Annotated in this window: 16 protein-coding genes and 1 tRNA gene; 15 read left to right on the top strand and 2 right to left on the bottom strand. The window is 71.4% G+C overall.

Features of this window, described 5'->3' with window-relative positions; translation table 11 throughout:
- The first annotated feature begins 54 nt into the window (after positions 1 to 54).
- The 12 genes from hisI to pyk all read left to right on the top strand — a co-directional run bounded on the left by hisI (position 55) and on the right by pyk (position 15,636).
- Complete coding sequence (hisI, locus tag CIK71_RS00345; RefSeq protein ID WP_158541873.1) at positions 55 to 468, top strand: phosphoribosyl-AMP cyclohydrolase; 414 nt, start codon at positions 55 to 57, stop codon at positions 466 to 468.
- A complete protein-coding gene (locus CIK71_RS00340) occupies positions 465 to 2,069 on the top strand; it encodes an anthranilate synthase component I (protein WP_158541872.1) in 1,605 nt (534 codons plus the stop codon). The genes hisI and CIK71_RS00340 overlap by 4 nt, the downstream gene beginning before the upstream one ends.
- Entirely contained in the window at positions 2,066 to 2,803 is a 738-nt protein-coding gene (locus CIK71_RS00335; protein WP_096163198.1) for a Trp biosynthesis-associated membrane protein, read from the top strand. The genes CIK71_RS00340 and CIK71_RS00335 overlap by 4 nt, the downstream gene beginning before the upstream one ends.
- Before the next feature lie 149 nt (positions 2,804 to 2,952).
- Positions 2,953 to 3,201, top strand: a complete 249-nt coding sequence (locus tag CIK71_RS00330) for an HGxxPAAW family protein (protein WP_096163197.1) — start codon at positions 2,953 to 2,955, stop codon at positions 3,199 to 3,201.
- Entirely contained in the window at positions 3,198 to 3,665 is a 468-nt protein-coding gene (locus CIK71_RS00325) for a DUF2752 domain-containing protein (RefSeq protein WP_241963869.1), read from the top strand. Before CIK71_RS00330 ends, CIK71_RS00325 begins: the two co-directional genes overlap by 4 nt.
- A 64-nt stretch (positions 3,666 to 3,729) precedes the next feature.
- Positions 3,730 to 4,563, top strand: coding sequence for an indole-3-glycerol phosphate synthase TrpC (gene trpC / locus CIK71_RS00320; RefSeq protein ID WP_096163196.1), 834 nt, complete (start codon positions 3,730 to 3,732; stop codon positions 4,561 to 4,563).
- Entirely contained in the window at positions 4,560 to 5,894 is a 1,335-nt protein-coding gene (trpB, locus tag CIK71_RS00315) for a tryptophan synthase subunit beta (RefSeq protein WP_096163195.1), read from the top strand. The genes trpC and trpB overlap by 4 nt, the downstream gene beginning before the upstream one ends.
- A complete protein-coding gene (gene trpA, locus CIK71_RS00310) occupies positions 5,891 to 6,718 on the top strand; it encodes a tryptophan synthase subunit alpha (RefSeq protein ID WP_096163194.1) in 828 nt (275 codons plus the stop codon). Before trpB ends, trpA begins: the two co-directional genes overlap by 4 nt.
- Positions 6,719 to 6,907: 189 nt before the next feature.
- Positions 6,908 to 7,837, top strand: coding sequence for a prolipoprotein diacylglyceryl transferase (lgt, locus tag CIK71_RS00305; RefSeq protein WP_096163193.1), 930 nt, complete (start codon positions 6,908 to 6,910; stop codon positions 7,835 to 7,837).
- Between the two features lie 120 nt (positions 7,838 to 7,957).
- Complete coding sequence (gene gltB, locus CIK71_RS00300) at positions 7,958 to 12,592, top strand: glutamate synthase large subunit (protein ID WP_096163192.1); 4,635 nt, start codon at positions 7,958 to 7,960, stop codon at positions 12,590 to 12,592.
- A complete protein-coding gene (locus CIK71_RS00295) occupies positions 12,585 to 14,063 on the top strand; it encodes a glutamate synthase subunit beta (protein WP_096163191.1) in 1,479 nt (492 codons plus the stop codon). Before gltB ends, CIK71_RS00295 begins: the two co-directional genes overlap by 8 nt.
- Positions 14,064 to 14,166: 103 nt before the next feature.
- A complete protein-coding gene (gene pyk / locus CIK71_RS00290; protein ID WP_096163190.1) occupies positions 14,167 to 15,636 on the top strand; it encodes a pyruvate kinase in 1,470 nt (489 codons plus the stop codon).
- A 93-nt stretch (positions 15,637 to 15,729) separates the two neighbouring features.
- On the opposite strand, the gene CIK71_RS00285 is transcribed toward pyk, so the two are convergent.
- Positions 15,730 to 15,812 (bottom strand) — tRNA-Leu (locus tag CIK71_RS00285).
- A gap of 108 nt (positions 15,813 to 15,920) precedes the next feature.
- Between CIK71_RS00285 and CIK71_RS00280 the strand changes: the two genes are divergently transcribed.
- Both CIK71_RS00280 and CIK71_RS00275 read left to right on the top strand, forming a co-directional pair.
- The gene (locus tag CIK71_RS00280) at positions 15,921 to 16,571 is read left to right on the top strand and encodes an ANTAR domain-containing response regulator (protein WP_096163189.1); all 651 of its coding nucleotides are present in this window, start codon (positions 15,921 to 15,923) and stop codon (positions 16,569 to 16,571) included.
- A 48-nt stretch (positions 16,572 to 16,619) separates the two neighbouring features.
- The gene (locus CIK71_RS00275) at positions 16,620 to 17,990 is read left to right on the top strand and encodes an ABC transporter substrate-binding protein (protein ID WP_096163188.1); all 1,371 of its coding nucleotides are present in this window, start codon (positions 16,620 to 16,622) and stop codon (positions 17,988 to 17,990) included.
- A 152-nt stretch (positions 17,991 to 18,142) separates the two neighbouring features.
- Here CIK71_RS00275 and CIK71_RS00270 read toward each other — a convergent pair whose 3' ends face one another.
- Positions 18,143 to 18,598 (bottom strand): PaaI family thioesterase, encoded by a 456-nt coding sequence (locus CIK71_RS00270; protein ID WP_377805998.1) that lies wholly within the window; start codon positions 18,596 to 18,598, stop codon positions 18,143 to 18,145.
- A gap of 121 nt (positions 18,599 to 18,719) precedes the next feature.
- On the opposite strand from CIK71_RS00270, the gene polA reads away from it, so the two are divergent.
- Positions 18,720 to 21,410 carry a DNA polymerase I gene (gene polA, locus CIK71_RS00265; protein WP_096163186.1) on the top strand — a complete coding sequence of 897 codons (2,691 nt, stop codon included), beginning with the start codon at positions 18,720 to 18,722 and terminating at the stop codon, positions 21,408 to 21,410.
- The last annotated feature ends 299 nt before the right edge of the window (positions 21,411 to 21,709 follow it).

Here is a 21,709-nt window from a genome sequence, read left to right as displayed (position 1 = left end):
GTTCCACCGTCGTCGGACTCTTCCGCTCCGTCCACCGATCCCAGGGAGTCCACCGTGTCGACAGAATCCGCCGTGCCCGACGTGCGGGCGATCCCCAGCTCCGGCCTCGATCCCGAGCTCGCCGCCCGCCTCAAGCGGGACCCCGACGGACTCGTCACCGCCGTCGTGCAGGGGGCGTCGGACCACCGCGTGCTGATGGTGGGCTGGATGGACGACGAGGCTCTGCACCGCACCCTGACCTCCGGCCGCGCGACCTACTGGTCGCGCTCGCGACAGGAGTACTGGCGCAAGGGTGACACCAGCGGCCACGTGCAGTGGGTCCGCTCCGTCGCCCTGGACTGCGACGGCGACACCCTGCTGGTGGAGGTCGACCAGGTCGGAGCGGCCTGCCACCGCGGCACCGACACCTGTTTCGACGGCGGCGACCTGGGCGCCGTCGTCCTGGACCCGACGGAGCGCACGGCATGAGCGAGACCACTTCCGCCGACAAGACCGCCGACGGCCCTCGGCCCGAGTCCTACCCCGAGCGCGTGGCCGGCCGTGAGGGCGACCTGCTCGGCGCCGTCCAGCCCGACCGCGAGACCTTCCGCGCCCTCGCGGAGCGTCAGCGCGTCGTGCCCGTGAGCGTGCGCCTGCTCGCCGACGAGGACACCCCGGTCTCGCTGTACCGCCGACTCACGACGGACGGCGATGCACGGGGCACCTTCCTGCTCGAATCCGCCGGGGAGGGCGAGGCCTCTCGCTGGTCGATCATCGGCACCCGTGCCCGCGCTGTCCTCACGGAGCGCGACGGCCGTGCCCACTGGCGCGGCGACGTCCCCTCCGGAGTGCCCACCGACGGCAGCCCCGTGGAGGCCCTGCGAGAGGTCACCAGCGCCTTCCGGGCCGCACGCCAGGAGCACCTGCCGCCGTTCTCGGGCGGCATGGTCGGATTCATCGCGTACGACGCGGTCAGGCACTGGGAGGCCCTCCCGGACGCTCCGCCCGACGAGATCGGTCTGCCGGACCTGTCGATGCTCCTCGCCCAGGACGTCGTGGTCCACGACGCGCACGATTCGACGGTCGTGCTGGTCGCCAATGCCCTGAACCTCAATGCGACGGCCGACGGGGTCGACGCCGCCTATGACGACGCCCTCGCACGCCTCGAGGCGATGCGCGAGCGACTGCGCGTCCCGCTGGACTCGAGCGCCATGGTCTACGAGACCGTCCGCGATCTGGAGCCGAAGGCCCGCACCGCCCAGCTGGACTACGAGCGCGCCGTGCACGAAGCGGTCCAGGACATCATCGACGGGGAGATCTTCCAGGTCGTCCCCTCCCAGCGGTTCTCCGTCCCGGTGGCGGCCGATCCGCTGGACGTGTACCGGGTGCTGCGGCGCATGAACCCCAGCCCCTACATGTACCTGCTGCGCACCGTCGACTCCGAGGGCGAGCCGATCGACGTGGTGGGCGCGAGCCCCGAATCCCTCGTGACCGTGCGCGGCACGACGGCGACCACGCACCCGATCGCCGGCTCGCGGCCCCGCGGCGCGACGCCGGAAGAGGACGAACGGCTCGCCGCCGAGCTGCTGGCGGATCCCAAGGAGCGCTCCGAGCACCTCATGCTCGTGGACCTCGCCCGCAACGACCTGCAGAAGTTCTGCGCGCCGGGGACCGTGGTGGTGCGGGACTTCATGCACATCCAGAAGTTCTCGCACATCCAGCACATCGTCTCCACGGTGACCGGGACGATCCGTGAGGACGCCCTGGCCTACGACGCGCTGCGGGCCACGTTCCCCGCCGGCACCCTCTCCGGCGCGCCCAAGCCCTCGGCGATGCGGATCATCGACGGTCTGGAGCCGGTGCGCCGCGGCGTCTACGGCGGCACCGTCGGCTATATCGACTTCGCCGGTGACATGGACATGGCCATCGCGATCCGCACCGCCGTGCTCAAGGACGGCACGGCCCACGTGCAGGCAGGCGGCGGCGTGGTGGCCGATTCCGACGCCACCATGGAGCACCGCGAGACCCAGTCCAAGGCCGCCGCCGCCCTGCGCGCGGTGGCCTCGGCGGATACGCTGCGCACCGCATGAGCACGCAGCCGCCCCGCACCGCCCGGCGACCTGGGCGCCGTCTGACCGTCCTGGCGGCCACGGCCGCCTCGGCCCTGCTGATCGGGGCCACCCGCACCACCTGGACGGCCGCGACGGCTCCCGACCTGACCGGCGCGGCGCAGTCCGTCGCGGTCACCGGCGCCGACGCCGCCCCGGCGGTGCTCGCCCTGGCCATCGTCGCTCTGGCAGCGGCGCTGGCCACCTCGCTGTCCTCGACCTGGGTGCGCTTCGTGACCGGGCCGGTGCTGATCGCCTCGGGACTGGGCGCCGCCTGGACCGCGTTCGCCGTGCACCGGGATCCCGTGTCCGCCTCCGGATCCGCGGTCTCCTCCGCCACCGGCGTGGTGGGTTCGGAGCTGTCCGCGACCGCCACCGTGTGGCCGTTGCTCGCGGTGCTCCTCGGGCTCGTCCTGGTCGTGCTCGGCGTCGTGGTGCTGATCGCCGGTCGCAGCTGGCCCGTCGGCACCCGGTACCGCAGCCCGGCGGTCGCCGCGCCGTCGGACCCGTCACGCGACCCCGCCGCCGCGTGGGACGCCCTCACCCGGGGCGAGGACCCGAGCCTCGGTCCGGAGGACGAGGAGCCGTCAGCCTCGTCGGTGGAGGTGCCGGCCGCGGCCGAGCAGGAGACGGCTGAGCAGGAGACGGGCGAGCAGGAGACGGCTCCGGGGACGCGGCGCTCCGCGCCCGACGACGGCGCGGCGCGCGCGGACTGAGCGAGCGCGACGGCCACCGGGGGAACGGCGCGGCGGTGATCGTGCTCACGGCCCCCGCGACACCCCGGGCACACGCCGGACAGCTCGTCGCCCACCGAGCGCTGACGTGGCACAATATCGGTGACCGGGACCCTGACTGGAGAAGGATCATGACCAAGACCTATGCCGTGCCGCCGCCCCCGCCCCACAACGAGGGCAAGACCGTGGCTGCGTACATCCTCAACTTCGGTGTAGTCCTGGGCGCGATCTTCATCGGGCTGGGCATGGTCCTCCCGATGCCGATCCTGGTCTGGGTGGGCTGCGGAATCATCGCCGTCGCGATCATCGCCGGCGTCGCGCTCTCCCTGGCAGGCTTCGGCCAGCCCCGTCGACGAGCCTCCGAAGCAGAAGCGCGGTGACCTCTGCGGTGGATGACCTGCGCGGTGACACCGTGCAGGACGCCACCGCCCGAGGCATGGGCCGGGCCCTGCTGCCGCTGGGGATCGTCACCGGGGGCGTGGTGCTCGCGGTGGGTGTGCAGCTGGTCTTCGATCCGTTCCGGACCGATGTCCCGCTGTGCCTCGTGTACCACCTGACCGGGCTGCACTGCCCGGGCTGCGGCGCCATCCGCGCCGTGCACTCCCTCCTGGCCGGTGACCTGCTGCTCGCCCTGCGCAGCAATCTCCTGATCACGGCCTCCCTGCCGCTGGTCGCGCTCGGCTTCGCCGCGTGGACCGTGCGCCGGGTCCGCGGGACGGCCCTGCGCCGGCTCCCGGCCAGCCGCACGCTCTACCTGCTGCTCGCCGTGGTCGCCGTGTTCACGGTATTGCGCAATCTGCCCGCCTTCTGGTTCCTCGCCCCGGTCTCGTTCGTCGGCGCCTGAGATCCCGAATCCCGACCTGCTCGCTCCGGGCAGGCAACGCCCCCGACTGCTGCAGGAGGCCCGTATGACCACCACCGGAACCGTGCTCGACGAGATCATCGCCGGAGTGCGAGAGGACCTCGAGGTGCGTCGTGCCCAGATCTCGGTCACCGAGATCGAGCGACTGGCCCGCGCCGCGTCCCCGGCACGGGACGCCCGCGCGGCCCTGGTCGGCGACGGCTCGACCATGGGTCTGATCGCCGAGGTGAAGCGTGCGAGCCCGTCCAAGGGCTCCCTGGCCGACATCCCCGTGCCGGCGGACCTCGCCGAGATCTATGCGACCCACGGCGCCTCCGCCATCAGCGTCCTCACCGAGCAGCGTCGATTCCGCGGCTCCCTCGCAGATCTGGACGCCGTGCGCGAGCGGGTGCAGGTGCCGGTGCTGCGCAAGGACTTCGTGGTCGATCCGTACCAGGTGTTCGAGGCACGCGCCCACGGGGCCGATCTCGTGCTGCTCATCGTCGCCGCCCTGGATGACGACCTGCTGCGCGAGCTGTACGACCTGATCGCCGAGCTCGGCATGCAGGCCCTGGTCGAGACCCACACCGAGGAGGAGCTGGACCGTGCGCTCGCGCTCGGGGCCGACCTCATCGGGGTCAACGCCCGCAACCTCAAGACGCTGGACGTGGACCTCTCCCGCGCCGCGGCCCTGCTGCAGCGCATCCCCCGGGGCCCGCTCGCGATCGGGGAATCCGCAGTGCTCTCCGTCGACGACGTCGAGGCCTACGCCGCCGCCGGCGCCGACGCCGTCCTGGTCGGTGAAGCCCTGGTGACCGCCGGCGCGCCCGCAGCCTCCGTCACCGCGTTCCGCCAGGTGGCCCGTCGAGGCCGCCCCGCCCCGGAAGGAGCTCAGGCATGAGCACCCCCGATCCGCTCCCCGTCGTCCCCGAGCTCGAGCGCCCCGAGGGCGAGCTGCGCTCCGAAGCAGGTCCCTACTTCGGTGACTTCGGCGGCCGTTTCCTGCCCGAGGCGCTCGTGCCCGCTCTCGACGAGCTGCGCGAGACCTACGAGAAGGCGGTGCTGGACCCGGAATTCGTCGCCGAGCTGCAGCGCCTCGCCCGAGAGTACACGGGCCGCCCCTCGCTGCTGTCCGAGGCGCCGCGCTTCTCCCGGCTCGCCGGTGGCGCGCGCATCCTGCTCAAACGCGAGGATCTCAACCACACCGGCAGCCACAAGATCAACAACGTGCTCGGCCAGGCGCTGCTGACCAAGCGCATGGGCAAGACCCGCCTCATCGCGGAGACCGGCGCCGGCCAGCACGGCGTCGCCACCGCGACCGCGGCCGCCCTGTTCGGTCTGGACTGCACGATCTACATGGGCGAGGAGGACACCGAGCGCCAGGCGCTCAACGTCGCCCGCATGAGGCTCCTCGGCGCCGAGGTGGTCGCGGTGGCCCAGGGATCGCGCACCCTCAAGGACGCGATCAACGAGGCGTTCCGTGACTGGGTCGCCAACGTCGAGAGCACCCACTACCTGCTGGGGACCGTCGCCGGCCCCCACCCCTTCCCGGTGATGGTGCGCGACTTCCACCGCATCATCGGCGAGGAGGCGCGTGCCCAGACCCTCGAGGTCGCCGGGCGCCTGCCCGACGCCGTGGTCGCGTGCGTCGGCGGCGGATCCAACGCCATGGGGATCTTCCACGCCTTCCTCGACGACACCGACCCGATGGTGCGCCTGGTGGGCTGTGAGGCCGGCGGCGACGGGGTCGCGACCGGACGCCACAGCGCCACCATCGGCGGCGGCTCACCCGGGGTGCTGCACGGCGCCCGCAGCTTCGTCATGCAGGACGAGGACGGTCAGACCATTCCCTCGCACTCCATCTCGGCGGGCCTGGACTACCCCAGCGTGGGCCCCGAGCACGCGTGGCTGGCGGACATCGGACGTGCCGAGTACCGCCCGGTCGACGACACCGCCGCCATGGAGGCCTTCGCCCTGCTGTCGATGACCGAGGGCATCATGCCCGCGATCGAATCCGCCCATGCCCTCGCCGGTGCCCTGACGCTGGGCCGAGAGCTCGGCGAGGACGCCGTCATCCTGGTGAGCCTGTCCGGCCGCGGCGACAAGGACGTGGACACCGCCTCGCGCTGGTTCGGCCTGGTGGGGGACGATCCCGCCCGCGCCGATCTCGGAGCCCTGCGCGCCCAGGCCCGCATCACCTCCGACCTCATCGACCCGAAGGAGACGCCATGAGCGCCCCCGACACCCGGCGTCTGCGCTCCGCGGACGCCCTGGACCGCGCCCGCGACGAGGAGCGCGCCGCGCTGATCGGCTACCTCCCCGTCGGCTACCCGGACCTGGCCGGCTCGATCGACGCCGCGCGCGTGCTCATCGACCACGGCGCGGACATGATCGAGCTGGGGCTGCCCTACTCGGACCCCGTGATGGACGGCCCGGTGATCCAGAGGGCCGCGGGCAGCGCGCTGGCCGCAGGCACCCGCACCCGCCACGTGCTCGATGCCGTCGAGGCGCTCTCCGGCCGCGGCGCCGCGATCCTCGTGATGTCCTACTGGAACCCGATCCTCGCCTACGGCCCGCACACCTTCGCCCGTGATCTCGCCATGGCCGGCGGCGCCGGGGTCATCACCCCGGACCTGATCCCCGACGAGGGAGCGGACTGGATCGAGGCCAGCGAGGAGCACGGCGTGGACCGGGTGTTCCTGGTCGCCCCCAGCTCCCCGCCGGACCGTCTGGCCCATGTGGTCTCCCACACGCGCGGATTCGTCTATGCGGCGAGCACCATGGGCGTGACGGGCACCCGCGCGAGCGTCTCGGCGGCGACCGAGGGCCTGGTGGAGCGCACCCGGGCCGCCGGCGCCGAGAACGTCTGCGTCGGTCTGGGCGTCTCGAACGGTGAACAGGCCGCGCAGGTCGGCGCGTACGCTGATGGAGTGATCGTCGGCTCCGCATTCGTGCGGGCTCTGCTCGAGAACGAGGGCGACTCCTCCGCGGCGCGCAGTGCGCTCGCGACGGTGGCCGACGATCTGCGTGCCGGTGTCGAACGCTCACGGCGGTGAGAACGGCTCGGCGCCCGGTCCCGCCGATGCCCTCAGGCAGCGGCGGGATGACGCAGCAGCATGACGACGACGTGACGACATGACGGAGGAACCCCGTCCCGGGGTCGGCGATGCCGAGCCGGGGACAGGTCCCCGAGGACGGATCCGCAGCCGCACCGTGCGGCACGAGCCAGTGAGGAGTGCACGGCGATGATTCCCAGCCCACCCATCTCCTCGCTGTCCCTCGGCCCGCTCACCGTGCACTTCTACGCGATCTGCATCCTGGCCGGGATCGGGTTCGCCCTGTGGTGGGCCACCAAGCGCTGGGTAGCCCGCGGCGGCGACGGCGACGATCTGTTCGACATCGTCTTCGTCGCGGTGATCGCCGGCATCGTCGGCTCCCGCGTCTGGCACGTGCTGACCTCTCCCGCCCCCTTCTTCGGCCCGGACGGCAACCCCCTGGCGGTGTTCTACATCTGGCAGGGCGGTCTCGCCATCTACGGCGGAGTCGCCGGCGGCGCGATCGCGGTGTGGATCATGGCGCGGGTGAAGAAGGTGTCCTTCACCGCGCTGGCCGACACGATCGGCCCCACCATCATGGCCGCCCAGATCCTCGGCCGCTTCGGCAACTGGTTCAACCAGGAGCTGTACGGGCCCGAGCTCGACGCCTGGTGGGCCTGGGACGTCACCTGCGTGACCAACGGGCAGACCATCGGCGGGTGCGAGCCCGGCATGTACCACCCCACCTTCCTGTACGAGCAGCTCTGGAACCTGGTGGGACTCGCGGTCCTGCTCCTGCTGAGCCGACGGCTCCAGTGGGCCGGAGGCCGCGTGTTCTGGGCCTACGTGGCGATCTACTCCGTCGGCCGTGCAGGCATCGACGCGATCCGCACCGAGCCGGTGCTCATGGTCGGCCCGTTGCGCATCCATACGCTCGTCGCCATCCTCACTGCCCTCGTCGCGATCGGTGTGTTCACCCTGCTCACGGTGCGCAAGCAGCGCCGTGGCGGCGAGGTCGTCGCGGCCGACGGCTCCTTCGAGCTGTCCGCGCAGACGGCAGGGAACGGTCCTGACGAGGACGAGGTCGAGAAGTCCGGGACGCCCCCCTCCACGGGCGACGACCCCGCACCCGGCCCCTAGGGCACGCAGGAACCCCGCGCGACGCGAATCGCCAGGACGGGAACCCGTGCCCGGGACCGGGCACACGTCGATACCCGACGTCCCCGTCACCGGCCGCCCACCTGGAAGGGCTTCGCAGCCATGCGCACTCCTGATACTCGTCTCCGCCGTCTCCGCCGTCCTCGACCCTCCTCCGAACACTCTCTGACCACTCGGTTCTCCCGTCTTCCCGCTGCGCAGGGTCTCTACCGCCCCGAGAGCGAGGTCGACTCGTGCGGCGTCGCGATGATCGCGACCCTGCGCGGCAGCGCCGGCCATGACATCGTCCAGCACGCGCTGACCGCCCTGCGGAACCTCGAACATCGGGGCGCCACCGGCGCCGAGGAGGACACCGGGGACGGAACAGGCATCATGGTCCAGCTGCCGGACGCCTTCCTCCGCGAGGTCAGCGGCCTGGAGCTGCCGCCGCTCGGCGCCTATGCGGCCGGTATCGCGTTCCTCCCGCGCGAGGCAGGGGAGCGGGAAGAGGCTCTCAGGAGCCTCGAGGAGATCTCGGCCGACGAGGGCCTGCGGCTGCTCGGCCTGCGCGATGTGCCTACCACCGACGGACTCGTCGGCCCCTCCGCGGAAGAGGTGCGCCCGGACTTCGCGCAGGTGTTCCTCGCCGACGCCGCCGGCGAGCGCACCGGCATCGAGCTGGAGCGCGCGGCCTTCGCAGTGCGGCGGCGCATGGAGCACACCACCGAGGCGTACTTCCCCTCGCTGTCGACCCGCGTGATGGTCTACAAGGGGATGCTCACCCCGGCGCAGCTCGACGAGTTCTATCCCGATCTGCGTGATCCCCGCTTCGCCTCCGAGCTCGCGATCGTCCATTCCCGGTTCTCCACGAACACGTTCCCGGCCTGGCCGCTCGCTCACCCCTTCCGCTCCCTCGCCCACAACGGCGAGATCAACACGGTGATCGGCAACCGCAATCGCCTGCGGGCCGCCGAGGGGAGCATGCGCACCGACGTGTTCGGCGAGGACTTCGAGCGCCTGCTGCCGGTGGCGACGCCCGGCGGCTCGGATTCCGCCGCGCTCGACGAGGCGCTCGAGCTGCTGCACCTTGCGGGCCGCTCGCTCCCGCACGCCCTGATGATGCTGATCCCCGAGCCGTGGGAGAACGACGAGTCGATGGACCCGAAGCTGCGGGCCTTCTACGAGTTCCATTCCGCGCTCCAGGAGCCGTGGGACGGCCCCGCCTCCGTGGTGTTCACCGACGGCACGCAGGTGGGCGCCCGGCTGGATCGCAACGGACTGCGCCCGCTGCGCTACTGGATCACGCAGGACGATCTGGTGATCCTCGGCTCCGAGACCGGACTGGTCGACGTGCCGCGCTCCTCCGTGGTGCGCACCGGGCGCGTCGCCCCGGGCGAGATCTTCCTGCTCGATCTCGCGGCGGGGGAGATCGTGCCCAGCGCCGAGCTCAAGCACGCCATCGCCACCGGGCACCCGTACGACCAGTGGGTGCGCGAGCAGAAGGTGCCGCTCACGGACCTCCCCGCCCGTGAGCACATCGTCCACTCTCGCTCCTCCGTGGTGCGCCGCCAGCAGACCTTCGGCTATACCGAGGAGGAGCTGAGGATCCTGCTGGCCCCGATGGCCGCGAAGGGCGCCGAACCGCTCGGGGCCATGGGCACCGACACCCCGATCGCGGTGCTCTCGGAGCGCCCACGGCTGCTGTTCGACTACTTCACACAGATGTTTGCGCAGGTCACGAATCCCCCTCTGGACTCCCTGCGGGAGGAGATCGTGACGTCGCTGGGCGTGGCGATCGGTCGGTCCCGGAACCTGCTGGAGGCCACCGCGCAGCACACCCGCCAGCTCGCCCTGGACTTCCCGATCCTGGACAACGACGAGCTCGCGAAGATCATGTCGGTGGAGGCGAACCCCGCCACCGCGGACTTCCGCACCGTCCGGCTGCGCGGGCTGTACCCCGTCGCCGGCGGCACCGCCGCCCTCGAACAGCGCCTGCAGGAGATCTGCGCGGAGGCGGTCGCCGCGATCGACGACGGCGCCACCTTCCTGGTGCTCTCGGACCGCGACGCCGACCAGGTGCTGGCCCCGATCCCGTCCCTGCTGCTGACCAGCGCCGTCCAGCATCACCTGGTGCGCACGGGGCGCCGCACCTCCGCGGCGCTGCTCGTGGAGGCCGGGGACGTGCGGGAGGTGCATCACGCGGCCCTGCTGATCGGCTACGGCGCGAGCGCCCTGAACCCGTATCTCGCGATGGAGAGCGTCGAGGAGCTCGTGCAGCGCGGCGTGATCAGCGACCTCACCCCCGAGCAGGCCGTCGAGAACCTCAACCGGGCGCTCGGGAAGGGCGTCCTGAAGATCATGTCGAAGATGGGCATCGCCACGGTCGCCTCCTACCGCGGCGCCCAGATCTTCGAGGCGGTGGGCCTGTCCCAGGACCTCGTGGAGACCTGGTTCCCCGGGACCATCAGCCGCCTGGGAGGGATCACGCTGGACGTCATCGCCGCGGAGAACGCGGCGCGGCACGCCCTGGCCTATCCGGTGGACGGCGAGCATCCCGCCCACCGCAGCCTCCCGGTGGGCGGGGAGTACCAGTGGCGTCGGGAGGGGGAGCCGCACCTGTTCACGCCGGAGGCGGTCTTCCGCCTCCAGCACTCCACCCGCACCCGGCAGTTCGAGGAGTTCCGCCGCTACACCGACGAGGTCGATGAGCAGCACGAACGGCTGATGACGATCCGCGGTCTGCTGCGCCTGCGCACCGGAGAGCTCGACCCGGTGCCGATCGACGAGGTCGAGGGGATCGAGTCGATCACGAGGCGGTTCATGACCGGGGCGATGAGCTACGGCTCGATCTCCCAGGAGGCGCACGAGACCCTCGCGATCGCCATGAACCGGCTGGGCGGGATGTCCAACAGCGGCGAAGGGGGAGAGGATCCCGAGCGTCTGCGGGATCCCGAGCGGCGCAGCGCGATCAAGCAGATCGCCTCCGGACGCTTCGGCGTCACCAGCGAATACCTCAGCTCGGCCAGGGACATCCAGATCAAGATCGCCCAGGGCGCCAAGCCCGGCGAGGGCGGCCAGCTGCCGCCCGAGAAGGTCTATCCGTGGATCGCCCGCACCCGGCATTCGACCCCGGGCATCGGCCTCATCTCGCCGCCGCCCCATCACGACATCTACTCGATCGAGGACCTCGCCCAGCTCATCCACGATGCGAAGTCCGCGAACCCGCGGGCCCGCATCCACGTCAAACTGGTCTCCCGCTTCGGCGTCGGGACGGTCGCGGCGGGCGTGTCGAAGTCCCATGCCGACGTCGTCCTGATCTCCGGGCACGACGGCGGCACCGGCGCCAGCCCGCTGAACTCGCTCAAGCACGCAGGGACCCCGTGGGAGCTGGGGCTCGCCGAGACCCAGCAGACGCTCCTGCTGAACGGGCTGCGCGATCGCATCACCGTGCAGGTCGACGGCCAGATGAAGACCGGTCGCGACGTCGTGATCGCCGCGCTGCTGGGCGCCGAGGAGTACGGTTTCGCGTCCGCACCGCTCGTCGTCTCCGGCTGCGTCATGATGCGCGTGTGCCACCTGGACACCTGCCCGGTGGGGGTGGCGACGCAGAACCCCGAGCTGCGCGCCCGCTTCACCGGCAGCGCCGACCACGTGGTGACCTTCTTCGAGTTCGTCGCCCAGCAGGTGCGCGAGCATCTCGCGGCGCTCGGGCTGAGGAACCTGGACGAGGCGGTGGGCCGCAGCGATCTGCTGGGACTGCGCACGGACCTCGAGGGCCGCTCCGCCCTCGGCGCCGCCAAGCGCGCGGGCCTGGATCTCGCAGCGATCCTCGCGACCCCCGCCGCACATCCCGGCGACCATCCGCGGCGTCTGCGGGGGCAGGACCACCAGCTCGAGCGCGCCGCGGACCACCCCTGGATCGAACAGGCGGGTCCGGTCATCGACGGCCTCGAGCAGTCGGTGCGGATCGCGGACACGCTGCGCAACACCCAGCGCAGCAGCGGGACACTGCTGGGCCACGAGGTCACGCGCCGGACCGGAGGCGAGGGCCTGGCCGAGGACTCGGTCGTACTGGACCTCGCGGGCACCGGGGGGCAGTCCTTCGGGGCCTTCCTGCCGCGCGGCGTCAGCATGCACCTGAGCGGGGACGCGAACGACTACGTCGGCAAGGGCCTGTCCGGGGGCGTCATCGCCGTCGGCCACGGCGCCGGGACCGAGCCCTCGTTGACCTCCGCGGTCATCGCAGGGAACACCTGCGCCTACGGGGCCACCAGCGGGCGCCTGTTCCTCGCCGGCTCGGCGGGGGAGAGGTTCGGCGTGCGCAACTCCGGCGCCACGCTGGTCGTCGAGGGCATCGGCGACCACGGCGCGGAGTACATGACCGGCGGTGCGGTGCTCGTGCTCGGCCCCACCGGGCGCAACCTCGGCGCCGGGATGAGCGGGGGCACGCTGTTCGTGCTCGATCTCGACGCGACGACGCTGAACCCGCAGGACGCCGCCGGCTTCGAGATCACCCCCGTGCGCGAGGAGCATCGCGCCTTCGTGATCGAGACCCTCGGCGAGCACGCCCGCCGCACCGGCTCGGACCGCGCGGCCGCCCTGCTGGCGGACCCCGATGAGCTGCTGCGCCGTCTCACGGAGATCGCCCCGCGCGCGTTCCTGCGCATCACCGGGATCCGCGAGCGGGCGCTGGCGACGGGGGACGACCCCGATTCACACGATGTCTGGAACGAGATCATGGAGAGCACTCATGGCTGATCCCCGCGGATTCCTGCGCTACCGGGACCGTGAGCTCCCGGCCCGTCGTCCCGTCCCGCTGCGCCTGATGGACTGGCGCGAGGTCTACGAGGCCCGTGAGCAGGGCACGCTGGACGTCGTCTCCCGGCAGGCGGGTCGCTGCATGAACTGCGGCATCCCGTTCTGCCATCAGGGCTGCCCCCTGGGCAACCTGATCCCCGAATGGAACGACCTGGTCTACCGCGACGACTGGCACGAGGCCGTCGAGCGCCTGCACGCGACCAACAACTTCCCGGAGTTCACCGGGAGGGCGTGCCCCGCGCCGTGCGAGTCCAGCTGCGTGCTGGGCATCAACCAGCCGCCCGTCACGATCAAGAACGTCGAGGTGTCGATCATCGACCGCGCCTTCGAGGAGGGCTGGGTCCGACCCGTCGAGGCCTCGCGCCAGACCGGACGCTCGGTGGCGGTCGTCGGTTCCGGTCCTGCCGGGCTCGCCGCAGCGCAGCAGCTCACCCGCGCCGGCCACTCGGTCGTCGTGCTCGAGCGCGACGACCGGTTGGGCGGGCTGCTGCGGTACGGCATCCCCGAGTTCAAGCTCGAGAAGCGCCATGTCGACCGTCGCCTGGAGCAGATGCGCGCCGAGGGCACCCGCTTCCGCACGGGCGTCGACGTCGGCGGGACGGGGGAGGGCGCACTGTCCGTGGAGGACCTGCGCTCCCGCTTCGACGCCGTCGTGCTCGCGACCGGGGCGAATGTCCCCCGCGAGCTGCAGGTCCCCGGCCGCCAGGCCGCAGGCGTCCATCCCGCCATGTCCTACCTGACCGAGGCGAACCGGCTCGTCGAGGGCGATCGGCTCGACGGCGCCATCGACGCGGAGGGCAAGGACGTCGTGATCATCGGCGGCGGCGACACCGGCGCGGACTGCCTGGGCACCGCGCTGCGCCAGGGCGCCCGTTCCGTCACGACGCTCGCGATCGGCACCCAGCCCCCGTCGGAGCGGGACGAGAGCCAGCCCTGGCCCACGCATCCCGTGCTCTTCGAGGTCTCCACGGCGCACGAGGAGGGCGGCGACCGCAGCTATCTCGCCTCGACCACCGGCTTCACCGTCGACGAGCACGGAGCGGTCACGGGCCTGAAGGTGGCCCGCACCGAGATCCGTGACGGCCGGCGCCGACCCGCGCCGGGCACCGAGACCGTGCTGCCGGCGACTCTCGTCCTGATCGCCATGGGCTTCACGGGGACCCAGGAGCAGGGGCTGCTCTCCGATCTCGGCGTGGAGCTCACCTCCCGGGGCACGATCGTGCACGACGGGGAGTGGGCCACGAGCGCCCCGGACGTGTTCACCGCCGGCGACTGCGCGCGGGGCCAGAGCCTCATCGTGTGGGCGATCGCCGAGGGCCGGTCCTGCGCCGCGGCGGTGGATAGTCACCTCATGGGCGCCTCGTCGCTCCCTGCTCCGGTGAGTCCTGGGGAGAAGCCCGTCACGGTATGAAACACTAGAGGTGACCACGCGATGCTGCGGCCAGTCCGGCAGAGCACTTCGTGGTGTCCGCCGGCGGGGCCGCGGCCCTTATTCGAACGATAGATGGGTTGATATGCGTAAAGCGAAGATCGTCTGCACACTCGGTCCGGCGACCAACACCTACGAGCAGATTCGTACCTTGATCGAAGCCGGGATGAACGTGGCGAGGATGAACCTCAGCCATGGCACCTACGACGATCACGAGCAGGTCTACGCGAACATCCGCAAGGCAGCCGAGGACCTCGGTCGCAACGTCGCCGTCCTGGTCGACCTCCAGGGCCCGAAGATCCGCCTCGGCAAGTTCGAGAACGGCCCGCACCAGCTCGAGGTCGGCGACACCCTCGTGATCACGACCGACGACATCGTCGGCACGAAGGAGCGCGTCTCGACCACGTTCAAGGGCCTGCCGGGCGACTGTCGCCCCGGCGACGTGCTCCTGATCGACGACGGCAAGGTGTCCATCCGCGTCACCGACGTCTCCGATACCGACGTGACCACTGTCGTCGAGGTCCCCGGTCCGGTCTCCGACAACAAGGGCATCAACCTCCCGGGGGTCGCTGTGTCGATCCCCGCGATGAGCGAGAAGGACATCGCCGACCTGCGCTGGGGCCTGAAGCTCGGCGCCGACGTCATCGCGCTGTCCTTCGTGCGCGATGCCCACGACATGGACGACGTCCTGCGCATCATGCAGGAGGAGGGGCGTCGCGTCCCGGTCATCGCCAAGATCGAGAAGCCGCAGGCGGTCCGCGCGCTGCGCTCCATCGTCGGCGCCTTCGACGGCATCATGGTCGCCCGCGGCGACCTCGGCGTCGAGCTGCCCCTCGAGCAGGTCCCGCTGGTGCAGAAGCGCGCCATCGAGCTCGCCCGTCGCAACGCGAAGCCGGTCATCGTCGCCACCCAGGTGCTCGAGTCGATGATCACGAGCCCCCGCCCCACCCGAGCCGAGGCCTCGGACTGCGCCAACGCCATCCTCGACGGTGCGGACGCGGTCATGCTCTCCGGCGAGACCAGCGTCGGCGCGTACCCCTTCGAGGCGGTCCGCACCATGGCCCGCATCATCACCAACACGGAGGAGAACGGCGCGGACCGCATCCTCCCGCTGGGCACCATCCCGCACACCCGCGGCGGCGCGATCACGCGTGCGGCGGCGGAGATCGGCGATCAGCTCTCGGCGCAGTACCTGGTGACCTTCACCGAGTCCGGGGACACCGCACGCCGCCTGTCGCGCCTGCGCCCCACGATTCCCCTGCTCGCGATGACCCCGTATCCCGAGGTCGCCCGCCAGCTGTCGCTCACCTGGGGCATCGAGGCGCACCTCGTGCCCATGCAGTCGGACTCCGATCAGATGGTGTCCGAGGCCGACGCGATGCTGCGCGAGAGCAAGGGACTGCAGAAGAACGATCTGGTCGTGATCGCGGCAGGCTCGCCTCCCGGTGTCCACGGCTCGACCAACACGCTGCGCGTGCACCGCATCGGTGACCTCGACGGCACCGAGTCAGCTCGCATCGAGGCCGACCGCATCGCGGCCGGACCCCAGAACTGACGCAGCGCACCGCATGACGACGGCGCCCGCGGCCGCAAGGCCGACGGGCGCCGTCGTGTGTATCGACCCACATCTGTGCAGGCTCCAACACGGTGCCGGGTGCGGGACTCGAACCCGCACGCCCTCACGGACAGCGCATTTTGAGTGCGCCGCGTCTACCATTCCGCCAACCCGGCTCGCCCCCGGCGTGGAGGGCTGGACTAGGATACCGCTGATGACCACCTGCCTTGACCGCGAGCGTGGAGACCACCTCGCGACAGGCCCTACCCGAGATACAGGGCAACATGACTGACGAGAACGATTCCCTTCCCGACGACCAGCAGGACCTCTCGCTCCCCGAGGAGGAGCAGCGCCGACGCACGGCGATCGTGGCTGAGGACGAGAGCCTCATCCGCATGGACATCGTGGAGACCCTCACCGAAGCCGGCTTCGAGGTCGTCGCCGCGGTGGGCGACGGCGAGAGCGCCGTGTCCAAGACCCGCGAGCTGCGGCCCGATGCGGTCGTGATGGACGTGAAGATGCCTCAGACCGACGGCGTGACCGCTGCGGAGCGCATCGGCGAGGACAACCTGGCCCCTGTGGTCATGCTCACGGCCTTCTCCCAGGCCGAGCTCGTCGAGCGGGCCCGGGATGCCGGCGCGATGGCGTACGTCGTCAAGCCCTTCACCCCGGCGGACCTGCTGCCTGCGATCGAGATCGCGATCTCCCGCTACCAGCAGATCACCCAGCTCGAGTCCGAGATCGCGGATCTCGGCGAGCGTTTCGAGACCCGCAAGCGCGTGGACCGCGCCAAGGGGCTGCTGCAGACGAACATGGGCCTGTCCGAGCCGGAGGCCTTCCGCTGGATCCAGAAGACGTCGATGGACCGTCGGCTCACGATGCGCGAGGTCGCCGACGCGGTCGTCGATCAGCTGGGCGGCTCGAGCAAGGACTGACGGCAGGGCGCCATCCCGCCGCGCGATGAGGGGCGGCGGGGAGAGGGGGTGCGCACGACGATGCCGATGCGACGCAGGACGCTGATCCGGGGACTCGGGGTGGGTGCCCTCAGCGCGGGCGCTCTGAGCGCGTGCTCCGGCGGCTTCCGGAGGGGGAGGGCGCGTGCGGCGCCGACGGCCGCCGCTGCCCCGGAGCCTCTCCACGAGCCGGAGACCGAGCTCGTCCTCGGATCCCTCGGCGCCGTCCACGGCCGTTCAGCACCGTTCGAGCGCGCGATCTCGGTCGCCGTCGATCAGGCGATGATCGACCTCAACGCCTCGTTCGAGGGCCTGTTCGGCCACGAGGTGGCGATGCAGGAACGGATCGTGGTGCCGGAGACCGGCGCCGATCTGTCGGCGGAGATCGCCGGCCTGGCCGAGGCCGGCGTGAGCGCCGTGGTCTCCTCCCTCGACGAGGAGGCGCTGGCTGCGGCGATGCCGCTGCTCGCTGAGGCGGGCATCGCCGTGATCGACGTGTTCACCTCCGGACTGAGCGTGCGGGACCCCGAGGTGCCCACCGGGAACATGCTGATCCGCCTGGCCCCGCAGGACGCGGCCATCGCGCAGCTGTATGCGGACATCGCCCTGCGCACGAGCGCCGGCGACGGGTCGACGGCCGGGACCCTCGCCTACGTCTCCGAGGAGACCGCGCAGGGGCGCAGCTTCGTGCAGGAGCTCAGACGGATCCTCGAGCCCGCCGGCGGAGCCGTGGCCCTGGAGAGCTTCCACCCCGTCGGCGATCTCGGGTCGACCGACGATCTGGTGGCCGCCCTGCTGGACGACCCTCCGGCGCTGCTGGTGCTCAATGGGGGAGGGGAGGCCGGCACCCTGCTCTCGGCTCTGCACACGGCGTCTCGCGACGAGAACGGGCGGCGCACGGTGACGATCCCGGCTCGACTCGGCCCCGCGGCGAGCATCGACTATTCCGGCGCGGGCCTGGCCGCCGGGTGCCTCGAGTCCGCGACCGGGTACGAGCCGGGCGGCGAGCTCTCCGAGGAGCACCTGAACATGATGCTCAACGCGGATCCGGAGCTGCAGACCATCGGCTGCGCGTACTCGCAGCAGGCGTACGACGCGGTGATGCTGGCCGCCCTCGCCGCGCAGGACGCCCTGTCCGTGGACGGAGCGGCGATCGCCGGTGCGGTCCAGCGGGTGCTGGAGGGATCGACTGCCTGCGCAGACTACGGGACGTGCCGCGACCTCCTGCGCACCGGCGCCGAGGCGGGGTCCGCGGGGTCGGTCGCCTTCGCAGGCAGGACGGGCACGCTCCGGCTCGGGCCCACCAAGGATGTCTCGGCGACGTCGATCCGCGGGGTGGCCTGGACGACCGCGAACCAGAAGTCCTTCACGAGCGTCGCCGCGGTGGGCACGGCAGTCTGAGCACCCCGGCGCAGCCCGAGGACTCACGCGAGGTGCGCAACCCCGGGCACGTCGTGTGTGTGTGCAGTGCAGCGCTGTGCGGTGTTGCGCGGTGCTGTGCGGTGCTGCGACTCAGCATCGCCGGTCAGCCGGGAGCTCTCAGCAGGGAGGTCTCAGCGGGGAGGCAGCAGCATCGTCTGCACGGTGACGGTGCTGAGCAGGGTCCCGGCCTCGTCGTGCACGTCCACCAGGTAGCTGGCGACCTGTCGGCCGGAGTGCCGGGCAGTGCAGGTCGCGGTGACCAGGCCCGAACGGGCCGAGCGATGGTGCAGTGCCGAGACCGAGGTGCCCACCGCCTGCGCACCCTCTCCGTGGACGTCCCGGGCACGCAGGATCGCCGCGAACGAGGCGACGGACTCCGCGAGCGCGATGGTGGCGCCGCCGTGGAGCAGTCCGGCCGGCTGGGTGTTGCCCTTCACGGGCATCGTCATGATGCCTCCGTCGGCGTCCAGCGAGACCAGCTCCATGCCGCAGCGCTCGACGAGCGTGTCGCGGATCAGCGGGCCGAAGAGCGCGTTCAGCTGCTCGGCGTCGAGTCGGGCGGTTCCGCCCTCGGGCACGGAGGTCATATCGGTCATGTCCCAGATGTTGCCACAGGGCGGTCGCGTGTCCGGACCGGCCCGGCCCGGGCAGGGGACGACGGCACGCGGCCGGGCACGCCTGTCATGCGGACGTGCGAGACTTCTCCTCATGACTGCGAGCGACATCGGTGATCAGCGGATCCTCCTCATCGACGGGCATGCCATGGCGTTCCGCGCCTTCTTCGCGCTGCCTGCGGACGGGTTCAGCGACGGGCGCGGTCAGGCCACCAACGCCGTCTACGGCTTCACCCGGATGATCATCAACGTCGTGGCGTCGGAGCAGCCCACCCACGTCGCGGTGGCCTTCGATCTGCCCGGCGGCACGTTCCGTGACCGCATCTACGACCAGTACAAGGGCGGGCGCGACGAGACGCCCGCAGAGTTCCACGGCCAGATCGACCTGATCATGCAGGTGCTGGACGCGCTGGGCGTGCGCTGGCTGACCGTCGAGGACTACGAGGCCGACGACGTCATCGCGACCCTCGCCACCCGCACGGCCGCCGAGGGCGGCGAGGCGCTGATCGTCTCGAGCGATCGCGACGCGATCCAGCTGGTGGGCGAGAACGTCACCCTGCTGCAGCCGATCAAGGGCGTCACCGAGATGCGCCGGATGACCCCTGCCGCCGTCGAGGAGAAGTACGGCATCCCGCCCGAGCGCTATCCGGACCTCGCCGCCCTGGTGGGCGAGGCGGCCGACAACCTCCCCGGGGTCCCCGGCGTCGGGCCCAAGACCGCGGCCAAGTGGATCGTGCAGTACGGCGATCTGCCCGGGATCATCGCCCACGCCGGTGAGATCAAGGGCAAGGCCGGCCAGTCGTTGCGCGACCATCTCGAGGACGTCGAACGCAACCGACTCATGAACGCCGCCGTGCTCGATCTCGAGCTGCCCACCGATCCGGAGCACTACACACTGGGGCGCGGCGACGGCGCGACGCTGAACGCCGTCTTCGACGAGCTCGCCTTCGGTCCCACGATCCGCAAGGACGTCCCCACGCGCTTCCTGGCGGAGGGCGAGGAGGTCCCCGCGGCGCCCGCCCGCGAGCTGCCCCCGCTGCAGCAGCCGACCTCGGCGGAGCTGCCCGTGCTGCTGAGCGAGGCCTTCGCCGAGGGCGCGGCCCTCGCGACCGAGGGGAGCTGGGCCCTGGGGCAGGGCGATCTGCTGCGGATCGCCCTGGCCACCCAGGACGCGCGCGCCGTGATCACCCTCGCCGAGCTGGACGACGCCGCCGAGCGCGCCCTCGCCGGGTGGCTCGCCGATCCGGCGATCCCGAAGGTCGCCCACGACACCAAGCTCGTCGGCCATCAGGCTCGGGGGCGCGCTCTCCGGATCGCGGGCTGGCGCACCGACCTCGCGATCGCCGAGTTCCTCTGCCGACCCGACCAGCGCCCGACGGATCTCGCAGGGCTGGCGATGCGCCACCTGCAGGAGGATCTGCAGGTCGAGGCCGCGGCCGCTCAGCAGGAGCTGGACCTCGGCTCCGATGAAGCCGATGGCGAGCAGCTGGGCCGCGCGGCCGACGCCGTGCTGCGTCTGGAGGACCTGCTGCGCGACGAGCTCGAGGAGCGCGGCGCCACCTCGCTCCACGACGACCTCGAGCTCCCGCTGTCCGCGGTGATCGGCGAGCTCGAGGCCACGGGCATCGCGGTCGACGACGCCGTGCTGGCCGGGCTCGACGAGGAGCACGCCGCCCGTCAGAGCGAGGTCGCGGACTCCGCCTTCTCCCACCTCGACGGCGACCGGATCAACCTCGGGTCGCCCAAACAGCTCCAGGAGGTGCTCTACGAGCGCCTCGAGCTCCCCAAGGGGCGGCGTACCAAGACCGGCTACAGCACGAACGCGGAGACCCTGGTCGACCTGTTCGAGAAGACGCAGCACCCGTTCCTCGCGGACCTCCTCGCGCACCGCGACGTCACGAAGATGCGTCAGATCATCGACACCCTGCGGCGATTCATCTCGCCCGAGGGTCGGATCCATACGACGTTCCACCAGAACATCGCGGCGACCGGCCGGCTCTCCTCGAACAACCCCAATCTGCAGAACATCCCCACCCGCACCGAGGAGGGCCGACGGATCCGCTCGGCCTTCCACGTCTCCGAGGGCTACGGCTCGCTGATGACGGCGGACTACTCGCAGATCGAGATGCGCATCATGGCGCACCTGTCCGAGGATGCCGGCCTGATCGAGGCCTTCCGCTCCGGTGAGGACCTCCACAACTTCGTCGCCTCGCGCGTGTTCGACGTCGACCCCGACGAGGTCGATCCCGCGATGCGGTCCAAGACCAAGGCGGTCAGCTACGGGCTCGCCTACGGCCTCAGCGCCTTCGGCCTCGCCCGCCAGCTGCGCGTCTCGCAGGCCGAGGCCACCGGTCTGCGTGACGGGTACTTCGAACGCTTCGGCGGGGTGCGGGACTTCCTGCGCGAGAGCGTCGAGAAGGCTCGCGCGACGGGCTACACCGAGACCATCCTCGGCCGCCGCCGCTACCTGCCGGATCTCACCTCGGACAACCGTCAGCGACGGGAGAACGCCGAGCGCGTCGCTCTGAACTCCCCGATCCAGGGGAGCGCCGCCGACATCATCAAGCTCGCGATGCTGCGGGTCGACGAGCTGCTGCGCCGGAAGGAGCTCACCTCGCGCGTGCTGCTCCAGGTCCATGATGAGCTCGTCGTGGACGTCGCCGCCGGCGAGGACCAGGCCGTGCGCGACGTCATCACCGAGGGCATGGGGTCGGCCTTCGAGCTGTCCGTGCCGCTCGAGGTCGGCATCGGCGTCGGAGCGAACTGGCTCGAAGCGGCTCACTGAGAGCGGCCCCGGGCCGTTTGCGCCGCCGCTGAGTGCTGACTGCGGCCCCGTCCTGCAGCGCGTCAGCGCGGCGATCCGCACCAGGCGAGCGCAGTCAGCGCGGCGACTCGCGCCGGACGAGCGCAGAGGGGGCAGAGCGACCAGAGGGGCAGACGGGCAGACGGGACCGAACTCACAGCGCCATGCCGCCTCGGACGCTCGGTCCCCTCGCGGATCCTGGGCATGGCTGGTAACCTTGTCGAGGTCTGTGCACGGGGCTGCCCGTCTGCGGCGACCAGGTGGATATCCACCAGGTCCCT

Origin of the sequence: Brachybacterium alimentarium, assembly GCF_002332425.1 — a bacterium.
Taxonomy (GTDB): domain Bacteria; phylum Actinomycetota; class Actinomycetes; order Actinomycetales; family Dermabacteraceae; genus Brachybacterium; species Brachybacterium alimentarium.
This window is presented reverse-complemented; position numbering and strand designations above follow the sequence as displayed.